The sequence below is a fragment of the Hoeflea sp. BAL378 genome (assembly GCF_000759435.1).
GTDB lineage: Bacteria > Pseudomonadota > Alphaproteobacteria > Rhizobiales > Rhizobiaceae > Hoeflea.
The window spans coordinates 1-9,129 of record NZ_JRJG01000141.1 but is presented as its reverse complement, the minus strand read 5'-3'; the positions used below and the strand labels follow the sequence as shown (position 1 = coordinate 9,129).

The 9,129-nt window shown below is 65.6% G+C and carries 12 protein-coding genes; 8 read left to right on the top strand and 4 right to left on the bottom strand.

The genetic code is table 11. The features are described 5' to 3' along the window. From LL06_RS23000 to LL06_RS22990, 3 genes are all read left to right on the top strand, one after another. Window positions 1-406 (top strand): FumA C-terminus/TtdB family hydratase beta subunit (locus LL06_RS23000; protein WP_173426134.1); only part of this gene is annotated, 406 nt, incomplete at its 5' end. Between the two features lie 147 nt (window positions 407-553). Beyond that, entirely contained in the window at window positions 554-1,624 is a 1,071-nt protein-coding gene (locus LL06_RS22995) for a GGDEF domain-containing protein (protein ID WP_035532496.1), read from the top strand. Window positions 1,625-1,781: 157 nt separating this feature from the next. Next, complete coding sequence (locus LL06_RS22990; protein WP_035532494.1) at window positions 1,782-2,402, top strand: L,D-transpeptidase; 621 nt, start codon at window positions 1,782-1,784, stop codon at window positions 2,400-2,402. Window positions 2,403-2,472: 70 nt separating this feature from the next. On the opposite strand, the gene LL06_RS22985 is transcribed toward LL06_RS22990, so the two are convergent. Then, window positions 2,473-3,081 carry a pyridoxamine 5'-phosphate oxidase family protein gene (locus tag LL06_RS22985; RefSeq protein ID WP_035532492.1) on the bottom strand — a complete coding sequence of 203 codons (609 nt, stop codon included), beginning with the start codon at window positions 3,079-3,081 and terminating at the stop codon, window positions 2,473-2,475. Beyond that, window positions 3,078-4,064 carry an alpha/beta fold hydrolase gene (locus tag LL06_RS22980; protein WP_052161853.1) on the bottom strand — a complete coding sequence of 329 codons (987 nt, stop codon included), beginning with the start codon at window positions 4,062-4,064 and terminating at the stop codon, window positions 3,078-3,080. The genes LL06_RS22985 and LL06_RS22980 overlap by 4 nt, the downstream gene beginning before the upstream one ends. Before the next feature lie 45 nt (window positions 4,065-4,109). On the opposite strand from LL06_RS22980, the gene LL06_RS22975 reads away from it, so the two are divergent. Next, window positions 4,110-4,634, top strand: coding sequence for a MarR family transcriptional regulator (locus tag LL06_RS22975; protein ID WP_052161852.1), 525 nt, complete (start codon window positions 4,110-4,112; stop codon window positions 4,632-4,634). A gap of 16 nt (window positions 4,635-4,650) precedes the next feature. Here the strand turns inward: LL06_RS22975 and LL06_RS22970 are convergent, their stop codons facing one another. Next, window positions 4,651-5,016: a DUF971 domain-containing protein gene (locus LL06_RS22970; protein ID WP_035532490.1), complete on the bottom strand. Its 366-nt coding sequence runs from the start codon at window positions 5,014-5,016 to the stop codon at window positions 4,651-4,653. A 160-nt stretch (window positions 5,017-5,176) separates the two neighbouring features. Between LL06_RS22970 and moaA the strand changes: the two genes are divergently transcribed. Both moaA and LL06_RS22960 read left to right on the top strand, forming a co-directional pair. Further along, on the top strand, window positions 5,177-6,190 hold the full coding sequence (gene moaA, locus LL06_RS22965; RefSeq protein WP_081964153.1) for a GTP 3',8-cyclase MoaA: 1,014 nt from the start codon (window positions 5,177-5,179) through the stop codon (window positions 6,188-6,190). 132 nt (window positions 6,191-6,322) lie between these two features. After that, window positions 6,323-7,231, top strand: coding sequence for a DMT family transporter (locus tag LL06_RS22960; protein WP_035532488.1), 909 nt, complete (start codon window positions 6,323-6,325; stop codon window positions 7,229-7,231). Window positions 7,232-7,247: 16 nt separating this feature from the next. On the opposite strand, the gene LL06_RS22955 is transcribed toward LL06_RS22960, so the two are convergent. Then, the gene (locus LL06_RS22955) at window positions 7,248-7,466 is read right to left on the bottom strand and encodes a hypothetical protein (RefSeq protein WP_035532486.1); all 219 of its coding nucleotides are present in this window, start codon (window positions 7,464-7,466) and stop codon (window positions 7,248-7,250) included. A 241-nt stretch (window positions 7,467-7,707) separates the two neighbouring features. Here LL06_RS22955 and LL06_RS22950 point away from each other — a divergent pair, with 241 nt between their 5' ends. Both LL06_RS22950 and LL06_RS22945 read left to right on the top strand, forming a co-directional pair. Beyond that, complete coding sequence (locus LL06_RS22950; protein WP_035532484.1) at window positions 7,708-8,937, top strand: multidrug effflux MFS transporter; 1,230 nt, start codon at window positions 7,708-7,710, stop codon at window positions 8,935-8,937. Next, the coding region (locus tag LL06_RS22945; protein ID WP_035532482.1) for an NTP transferase domain-containing protein at window positions 8,934-9,129 on the top strand (196 nt) is incomplete at its 3' end. The genes LL06_RS22950 and LL06_RS22945, both read left to right, overlap by 4 nt.

The window sequence follows — 9,129 nt, the reverse complement described above, 5'->3', positions numbered from 1 at the left end:
CGAGCCGATGCCCGAATACTTCAAGAACCACCCGGTCTACTATGCCGGCCCGGCCAAGACGCCGGAAGGCTATGCCTCGGGCTCGTTCGGCCCGACCACGGCGGGGCGGATGGACTCCTATGTCGACCAGTTCCAGTCCTTCGGCGGCTCGATGGTGATGCTCGCCAAGGGCAACCGCTCGCGCTCGGTGCGTGAGGCCTGCGCCCGTCATGGCGGCTTCTATCTCGGATCGATCGGCGGCCCGGCGGCGCGGCTGGCCCAGGACTGCATCAAGAAGGTCGAGGTCGAGGAGTATCCCGAACTGGGCATGGAGGCGATCTGGCGGATCGAGGTGGAGAACTTCCCCGCCTTCATCGTCATCGACGACAAGGGCAACGATTTTTTCAAGGAGCTGAATCTGGGATAATGCGTCCGGGCTGGATTTTCAGGGAGTTAGGGTCCCCTTCGCCCGCGGGGACCCGCTCGCAGCCTGACTGCAGTTAACATTTCCCAAACAATTGTCCCGTAATAATCCCAACAGAAAATAATATTCTGCATTGCTTGAGGGCGGAAGATGTCAGCTGCTGCTGCAAACAAGGTTCAGTCTCTGGACACGGCCACCATGGTGCTTGCCACCATGCGCCGCCGCGGGATCTCCGGCCTGCCCCGCAACTACGAACTGGTCTACGAAGCCCTCAACGCCTCCAATCCGCGCCTGACCAGGGATTTCGAGCAGCTCGGCCGCAACCCCGCCCAGGAAGACCTCGACGCGCTCGGCAAGATGCATTTCCCGCACCATCACCGCAACGGCGTGGTGGAAGGCGCCCACGACAAGATCTCCGGCGAACTCGAGGGCATGCTGCGCCTGCTCAAGCAGGAGCAGTCCTCGCTCGAGAGCTATTCGAAGCTTCTCGGAGAAACCTACAGCCGCATTTCCTCCAAGAGCGCCTCCAGCGCCGACATCCTGTCGAGCGTCATCGGCGTGTTGAGCAACGCCACCGGCGACACCATGGAAAAGGGCAAGATCGTCGTCGAGCACATGGTCGAGCGTGCCCGCGAGATGGAGCAGGTCAGGCTCGAGCTCGACGAATACAAGCGCATCGCCAACACCGATCCGCTCACGCGCCTGTCCAACCGCCGCGCCTTCGACGAGGTGCTGTCCAGCATCTACAACAATCAGCGCGAGGCGATGTATTACGCGTTGATCGTCGCGGACATCGATTTCTTCAAGAAGTTCAACGACACCTTCGGCCACCCGGTCGGCGACCGGGTCCTGGGCGTTGTCGCGGCGGTGATGAAGAGCACGCTGCGCAAGGACGTGTTCATCTCCCGCACCGGCGGCGAGGAATTCGCCGTGGTGCTGAAGGGGACGAGCCTGGAGATCACCATGGAAATCGCCGAGCGCATCCGCCGGGCGGTCGAGCAGACCCCGCTCAAGAACCAGAAGACCGGCGTCGACTACGGCCCCATCACCCTGTCGCTCGGGGTCTGCATGGCGAGCGACGCGCAAAGCGCCGAGGAACTCTACAACAAGGCCGACGTGGCGCTCTACACCGCCAAGAATTCCGGCCGGAACCGGGTCCAGATCTACAATCCCGATCTCAATCAGGATTTCGAGAAGAACTGGGCGATCTACCGGAGCTGACCCCTCCGGCAGGACCGGCAGAGCCCCGATCCTTGCCACAATCCGGCCATAAAGCTGGACACCGGGCCGCGAAGCAGGTACCGATTGAGGGCAGACGGTCGTACGCGCATCTGCGGCAGGCCGGGTCCTCCTTTCAACCACAGCTCCGGAACTCGACATGAAACGCCTGATTTCCTCCGCATTCCTCGCACTTTGCCTGATGGCGCCGGCGGCGGTCCAAGCCCAGCCCGCCGGACAGAGCTCCTCGGAGTCAAAGTCGCTGCTGCAGATGCTGTTTCCGCCCTCGGACAACTACAACAAGTTCCGCCGCTCGGATAAGTCGCCGATCAAGCGCAAGGTAATCTCGTTCACCGAGAACCATCCCGTCGGCACCATCATCATCGATACGTCGGACCGGCGGCTCTACCATGTGATCAAGCCGGGCAAGGCCACCGCCTACGGCATCGGCGTCGGCCGCGACGGCTTCACCTGGCAGGGCAAGAACAAGATCACCCGCAAGGCCGAATGGCCGGGCTGGACGCCGCCGCAGGTGATGCGCGACCGCGTCAAGCGCCAGGAAGGCCGTGTGCTGCCGGCCTATATGGAAGGCGGCCCGGACAATCCGCTCGGCGCCCGCGCCATGTATATCGGCTCGACCATCTACCGCATCCACGGCACCAACCAGCCCTGGACCATCGGCCAGGCGATGTCGTCGGGCTGCATCCGGATGGCCAACGAGGATGTGATCGACCTCTACAACAAGACCGATGTCGGCACCCGCGTGATCGTGCGCCAGTAAAGGCTGACGCCTGCGGGGCAAGCCGCCCTCTGTGACGAACGAAAACCGGCCGCCCTGGCCGGTTTTTTTGTCACCACATGCTGTTTTTCGCCCGCTCCGGCCATTCCCGGTCATAGGTCCGGCTGTCGAAGTCGCGCTTGATTTCCTGCATCAGGCTGCCGGGACTGGGAACCGCCTCGGCGCCCGGCCAGTACTCCGGGTCCCACAGCCGCGCCCGCATCAGCGCCCGGGCGCACTGGAAATAGACCTCGCCAATGGCGATCACGATCACCGACCGCGGCGGCTTTCCCTCCATCGCATGCGCCTGCAGCAGATCGGGATCCACCGAGATGCGCGCCCGGCCGTTGACCCGGAGCGTGCTGTCGGAGCCCGGGATCAGGAACAGCAGTCCCACCCGGTCGTCGCGGACGATGTTCCTGAGCGAATCGATCCGGTTGTTGCCGCGCCTGTCGGGCAGGATGAGGGTGGTGTCGTCCCGGATGGCGATCGCCTGGCCGGCGTCACCCCGCGGCGAGCAATCGAGCCCCTCCGGGCCGCAGGTCGCCAGCGCCACCAGCGGCGAGGCTTCGATCATCCTGCGATACCCCGGGGTCAGCCGGGCGCTGACCTTGATCACCGAGGCCTCCGATTTCTCGCCGTAGATCGCCTCCAGCTCGGCGATCGAGGTGATGATGTTCATGCAAGCCTCCGCGGTCTCCCGTTGTCAGGTGCGGGCAGCTTACCTGTTTCGCCGCTGCGGGGAAGCGGCAGATCGACAACCCTGCGGCATCCGCCCTCGCCGCTCGCGAACTCGGCCACGGCGGCGGTGACGCCAGGGTCGGACACGATGCGCCGGTGGCCCGCGCCGTTGGCCCGCATCAGGCTCACATGCGGCCCCAGGCGGGCGATGGCCTGGGCGTTGGAGAACGCCACTTCCTTGTCGTCCTCGGCATGAATGACCAGGATCGGCAGCCTGACGCCGTGCAGCATCCGGTCGACCCGGAACTCCGACAGCGGCCGCCCGGCGACCCGCAGCACCTGCCGCTCGAAGGCGCTCTGCGCGCTCGCCCCGAGCCCCAGCAGCCGTCCGAGCCAGTGGAACACATCGGCCATGTCGGAGGGCGCCGCGATGGTGACGATGCGCTTGGGCATCCGTCGCGGCACATGCAGGATCGCGCCCGCCGCCGCCGCCATCACCGACGGGCCGCCGAAAGAATGGCCGACGAAGGTGCCGAACGGACCGTGCTGGCGCCAGGCCGCATCGATGGCCTCCACCGCCTTGCCCAGATGCAGCACGCGGCCCGAGGAGGCGCCGTGGCCGGGAAGATCGAGACAGACCGCGGTGTGCCCGCGCGCCACCAGCGCGTCCGCCAGCGCCACCATGTGGTCGCTGCGCGAGCGGTATCCGTGCACCAGCAGGGCCCGCTCGCCGCTGTCGTTTTCCGGCGCCGGGCGGAACACATGGGTGGCGACGACGCTGCCGGGAATCAGCAGCCGCACGGTTTCACTCTGGGCCATGCGGTCTTTCGCCCGCTCCAGCGCCAGACGCTCCTTCTCGCCCTGCGGCTTGACCGAACGCGTGCGGCAGAACAGCCAGAACGCCAGTTCCCCTGCCTTTTCAGGCGATTGCGCGGCAATGGCGCGGAACGCCGCGCGGGTGACCTTTTTGACAAGAGATGCCATAGTGGATGTCCCGATAGGTTCAACGATGAACAGAATTGTACAACCATGAACAAAAAACAAGCCCTGCCCTGGGAGAATCCGCGCTTTCGCAACTGGATCGCGGTCGGACGGGCCTGCCAGGTGATGGGACTGACGCTGACGCGGGCGCTCCAGCCGCTCGACATCAAGCCGCCGCATCTCGACATTCTCGTCAATCTGTTTCGCACGCCGGGCATATCCCAGCAGGATCTCGCCGACAAGCTGCTGGTGGGCCGCTCCAACCTGTCGATGCTGCTGCCGCAACTGGAAAAACGCGGTCTCATCGTCCGCCGCGGCGACGCCAGGGACCGGCGGATCTTGAGGCTCGAGCTCACGCCCGCGGGCGTCAGCCTGACCGAGGAGGCGATCATCATCCAGTCCGAGTTGATCGACCGCACCATGAAGACCGCAAGCGCCAAGGAGTGCGATCTGGTGGGCGAGGTGATGATGCGCATCATCGTCGAACTGACGGGAGCCGGCGAACGTGAACCGGACGATGTCGACCCGACCGCGCGCCGCGAGGCCGTGACCCAGGTGACAGATCAGGATTGAGCGCCGCCCGGCCGCCCTAGGTCCGGCTCATGCCCTTGTCGGCGAGCTCAGTCAGATATTCGGCCCAGCGCGCCTCCTTCTCGGCGCCCAGTTCGGAGAGAAACGCCCAGGTGAAGATGCCGGTGTCGTGGCCGTCGTCGAACGACAGCCGCACCGCGTAATTGCCGACCGCCAGGACCTTGGCGATGCCGACGCCGGCCTTGCCGCCGACGGTGATCCGCTGCGCCGGCGAATGCCCCTGCACTTCCGCGGACGGCGAGCGGACCCGCAGCAGCTCGGCCTCGATCGCATGGCTGCGCCCGTCGGTGAAGCTCACGGTCAGCGTCTTGCGGTCGGGAGACACCCGCAATTCCTTCGGCCATGCCGTCTTGTGATCAGCCATCGGACTTTCTCCCTGTTCGCTCGCAACTGAGGCTGATCTAGTCTGCAATGGTCCGGTTCACAAGCTGCAGGGGTGCAACAGCCTGGTCAGACCCGCCTTCCCTTGACGAGACGGCCCGGGAGGACGACATTGGGGGCAACCAGATGAAGGACCATCCGCAATGCAAGACACTCTCAACCCGGCCATGATGGACCCGTTCGGCCGGGCGGTGACGTATCTCCGAGTCTCGGTGACCGACCGCTGCGATTTCCGCTGCACCTATTGCATGGCGGAAAACATGACGTTCCTGCCCAAGAAGGACCTTCTGACGCTCGAGGAGCTCGAACGGCTCTGCGCGGTGTTCGTCGACAAGGGCGTGCGCAAGATCCGGCTTACCGGCGGCGAGCCGCTGGTGCGCAAGAACATCATGCATCTGGTAAGGCAGGTCGGCCGCCACGTCGAGGCCGGCCGCATGGACGAGCTGACGCTGACCACCAACGGCTCCCAACTCGCCCGCTTCGCGTCCGAACTCTATGACTGCGGCGTGCGCCGCATCAACGTCTCCATCGACACGCTCGATCCCGACAAGTTCCGCAAGATCACCCGCTGGGGCGAACTCGACAAGGTGCTCGAAGGCGTGCGCGCCGCCCAGGCCGCGGGCCTCAAGATCAAGATCAATGCGGTGGCGCTCAAGGATTTCAACGACACCGAGATCCCGGACATGCTCAAATGGGCCCATGGCGAAGGCATGGACATGACCGTGATCGAGACCATGCCGATGGGCGAGATCGACGAGGATCGCACCGACCGCTACCTGCCGCTGTCGCAGCTCAGGGCCGATCTCGAGCGCCGCTTCACGCTCGAGGACATTCCGTTCAAGACCGGCGGTCCGGCGCGCTATGTGAAGATCCGGGAGACCGGCGGCAGGCTCGGCTTCATCACCCCGATGACGCATAATTTCTGCGAGAGCTGCAACCGCGTGCGGCTGACCTGCACCGGCACGCTCTACATGTGCCTGGGCCAGGACGATGCGGCGGACCTGCGCGGCCCGCTGCGCGCCTCGGAAGGCAATGACCTGCTCTCCGCCGCCATCGACGAGGCGATCACCCGCAAGCCCAAGGGGCACGATTTCATCATCGACCGCACCACGCGGCAGCCCGCCGTCGCCCGCCACATGAGCGTCACCGGCGGCTGACGGATCGCTGGGGACGGCAACCGATCAATTACGCTGATGGATTGACCGGCCGCGGGCGCTGGGTTGCCGGCGGCGGCGATGCTAGAACGGCATCCCGCCAGCGATTCCATGCCGGCAACAACCGGACAGGTGATGGCCATTTCCCCCAACATGCGCGGCGCCTTGTTCATGTCCCTGTCGATGGCGGGGTTCACGTTCAATGATGCGATCATCAAGGTCCTGGCCGGCGATCTCAACATCGGGCAACTGATGTTCCTCAGGGGCGTGATCGCCTCCGTGCTGATCTTCCTGCTGGCCCGGCATCGCCGCGCCCTGCGCCCGGTGCGCTATCTCGTCGACAAATGGGTGGCGCTGCGGGTGCTGGGCGAACTGGGCGGAACGCTGACCTTTCTGGTGGGCCTGGCCCGCATTCCCATCGCCGAGGCCTCGGCGATCCTGCAGGCGCTGCCGCTGGCGGTCACCATGGGGGCCGCGCTGTTCCTGGGCGAACCCGTGGGCTGGCGGCGCTGGGCCGCGATCCTGGCCGGGTTTGCCGGAATCCTGATCATCGTCCGCCCCGGCTTCGAGGGCTTCTCGCCCTATGCGCTGATGATCGTCGGAACCGTGATCTTCGCCACGGTGCGCGACATCTCCACCCGCAAGGTCCATCCGTCCATCCCGTCGCTGTTCCTGTCGACCGTCACGGCCGTGGCGGTGGCGCTGGCCGGCTTCGTGCTGATCTGGCCGATGGGCGGCTGGCAGCCGGTGAGCGTGCCGGAGCTCGGCCTCATCAGCCTCGCCGCGCTGCTGCTGCTGATCGGCTACCAGTTCATCATCATGTCGTTGCGCGAGGGCGAGATCTCGTTTGTCGCGCCCTTCCGCTACACAAGCCTGCTCTGGGCGCTGCTGCTGGGAATGCTGGTGTTCGGCGAATATCCCGATGTCTACATGCTGGCCGGCAGCGCCATCGTCATCGGCTCAGGGCTCTACACGCTCTATCGCGAGCGCATCAAGAGCACCGACAAGCCGGCGAGCCATGCCCCGCCCCGGCATTCGCCCTGATCCGCGCGCACCGCGATCAACCTTGCCCGCTTTGGGAGCCGGTGGACAGGTCGTCGGAAAACGGCGGCGCGGCATCCGTCTTCGGCTCCTCGGCGGCGACCGCAGAGCCGAGTTCCGCCTCGGCCTCTCTCACCAGCGCATCCGTTTCCCATTCCAGCAGCAACCGCACATGCCTGCACTCCCCCCAGAGCGCATTGCAGAACGGACATTGATCGCCTTCCTGGCCACCGGGCATGAGCCCCCCATCATTGCTGTGACGCAAGACCCGCGTCTTCACTTTCGCCCCTCAGTACATCATAACAAAAAATACCCCAAGGATTAAGGGGTAAATAAAACAAATCCTGCGCCATCAAGTATAAACCCCTTCCGGCCAGCGAATCCGCCGCCGCACGCAAACCCGCCGCTCCGGGGGATTCGGCGCGGGCCCCGCGTGATTTCGTTTGCATCGGCGCGCCCGACGTCACAAAACACCTGCGATGAAAAAAGTGATCTTTCTTGACCGCGCCACGCCGCCGCACATCGTCACCCTGGTGACGGTCGCCGGCCTCAGCGCGCTGACCATGAACCTGTTTCTGCCGTCGATGCCGAGCATCGCCGCCCACTACCAGGCCGACTACGCAGTGGTGCAACTGGCGATCTCCGGCTATCTCGCCTTCACCGGCCTGCTGCAACTGATCATCGGCCCGATGTCCGACCGCTACGGGCGGCGGCCGGTGATGATCGGCGGCCTCGTGATGTTCCTGGCGGCGACGGCGCTGGCGCCCTTCGCGCCGACGGTCGAGAGCTTCCTGGCGATCCGCATGGTCCAGGCCGGCGTCGTCTCCGGCATGGTGCTGTCGCGCGCCATCGTGCGCGACATGGTGGGCACCGACCAGGCCGCCTCGATGATCGGCTACGTCACCATGGGCATGACGCTGGCGCCGATGATCGGCCCGGCGCTGGGCGGCATCATGGACGAGATGTTCGGCTGGCAATCGACCTTCGGGCTGCTGTTCGCGGCCGGCCTCGCTGCCCTGGCGCTGACCGTCTGGGACCTGGGCGAGACCAACCTCAACCGCTCGGCCAGCATGCTCAGGCAGTTCGGCGCCTATCCCGAACTCATCCGCTCGCGGCGGTTCTGGGGCTACACGCTGACGGCCACCTTCGCCTCGGGCGCCTTCTTCTCGTTCCTGGGCGGCGGTCCCTTCGTCGCCAGCGAGATCCTCGGCATGAAGCCGTCCGAACTCGGCTTCTATTTCGTCATCACCGCGCTTGGCTACATGGGCGGCAATTTCCTCTCCGGCCGCTTCGCGCAGGCGATCGGCATCAACCGCATGATGGCCGCCGGCTGCATGATCGCGGCGCTGGGCATGACCCTGTCGCTGCTGCTGTTCCTGGCCGGATTCGACCATCCGCTGTCCTTCTTCGGGCCGATCTTCTTCCTGGGACTCGGCAACGGCATCACCCTGCCGAGCGCCAATGCCGGCATCGTCAGCGTCCGCCCGCATCTGGCGGGCTCCGCCTCGGGGCTGGGCGGCGCGATCACCATCGGCGGCGGCGCGGGCCTCGCCTCCATCGCCGCGGCCGCGATCTCGGTCGAGACCGGCCCCTACCCGCTGATCCTGATCATGCTGGTCTCCTGCGTCCTGGGCGTGCTGTCGACGCTCTATGTGATCCACGTCGCGCGCAGCCTGGACGCGGGCAAGAAGACCGGGCGGCCGACGTGAAGCTGCTGGGCGGCATTCTGGCCGGCGGCCGCGGCCGACGCATGGAGGGCATCGACAAGCCCTTCGCCGAGCTCGCCGGCCGGCCGCTGATCGCCCATGTGATCGACCGGCTCGCCCCGCAGGTGGACGGGATCGTTCTCAACGCCAATTCCGAGCCCGGCCGCTTCGACCGTTTCGGCCTCGACGTGGTTC